At 42.4% G+C, this 1,383-nt stretch carries 1 protein-coding gene; it reads right to left on the bottom strand.

Features of this window, described 5'->3' with window-relative positions; genetic code table 11:
* Positions 1 to 1,156, bottom strand: a 1,156-nt coding sequence (locus tag ACTNBK_RS17015) for a restriction endonuclease subunit S (RefSeq protein WP_441147877.1), incomplete at its 3' end; no start/stop codon positions are given.
* Between the last annotated feature and the right edge of the window lie 227 nt (positions 1,157 to 1,383).

The raw sequence follows: 1,383 nt of genomic DNA, 5'->3' as shown, positions 1-1,383 counted from the left end.
CAGATAAATAATGGCTATTTTGCACTGAAATCACCTTAACCAAGCGCAAATGGCGGCTAATACATTGAGTAGAAACAGGATAAAGGCTTTTATTCAGAGGTTCCTTAGAAACGACTTTATCTGAAGGACGTAGATTAATAAATTCAGTGGTGCCAAACCCAATATCCGTATCGAGATCGTCTAAGCAGGCTCCCTTTCCATTCTCAAAGCACGGAGTGATTTTCGCCACAACAACATCACCCTTTGCAAACGATGAGAACCCCGTGCGAACCTCTGCAATTTTCTTTTTGATTGAGCAATCGATTTCTCCTGTTTCTGTAACATTTTCCATAGGAAGGAACGTAACCAATTCCGAGTCGTCCTTTACCTTAACAATATCTGCAATCGAAGCATTTGCTCTACAGATACGTTTTAACGGCATTACTTCCCATGTAGTAGGAATTTCTCCAAGCCAATATACACCGCTATCTTTTCTTTCTGACTTCTTAAAACCATGCAAGATGCCCTGATCTATAGTAGCCTTGCGTAATTCCTTATACGCAGAAACCTGCTGTTTTTTAACAGAAATAAGCCGATTGACCTCAGAAATCTTCCAATCAAGATATCTTACAATTTGATCCTGTTCCTCACGTGGAGGGATCGGCAGCATTACATTACCAAGGTAATTCATTGAGATTCGCATGCGGACTGATGTAAGAACACCTTCATCACTCTCGTGCATCAGGATTCCCTTACCAAGGCCTATAAGACTTCGCTGGAAAGTAATCAGCCTAAAAATATAATGGTAATACCAAATGTTCTCATCTTCACGCGGATAAAAAGCATAGTAAACCGGACTGATCGCTCCATAATATCTGGATACACCAGCCGCGCCGGAAACTACGTTCATGCAGTTAACAAGCAGATCGTTCTCTCGGCAAATGTTATATTGTGTTAGATCATCCTTTGGTTTGTTCCCGCCTGTGCCTTCCTTTTCTGCATACGGGACAACTCCTTGTTTAGCAGTCAGGGATAATATGTAATCGGTTTGAATAGGATTATTGCGCTCTTTCCGCATGGCGAATATGCCCTTGAGGCGTTTCATCTCCCAGTGTGACGGAATTTGTGCCACCCATTTTTGGTCGACTGTAGTGTAAGAAGCATATTCTTTATCCATTAATAGCTCCTCCTACAATTCCAGCCAGCATACCATCTGCTTCTTTTTCAAGTTCATTCAAAGATGCAATAATCTCATCCATACTTCTCAAATTAACAGGCCTATAAAAATACTTGTTCGCAAATTGCAAGTGCAAGCTGGACACCTGCACGGTAGAACTTAGTTAATCAGAGCGTCGGTCAGGATGGAAGCCGCTGGCTTCCATCCTGGGCGATGCTGCCGCAGCC

The sequence above is a fragment of the Intestinimonas sp. HCP28S3_D6 genome (assembly GCF_052065695.1).
GTDB lineage: Bacteria > Bacillota > Clostridia > Oscillospirales > Oscillospiraceae > Intestinimonas.
The sequence above is the reverse complement of the archived record's forward strand: the minus strand, read 5'-3'. Positions and strand labels throughout refer to the sequence as shown.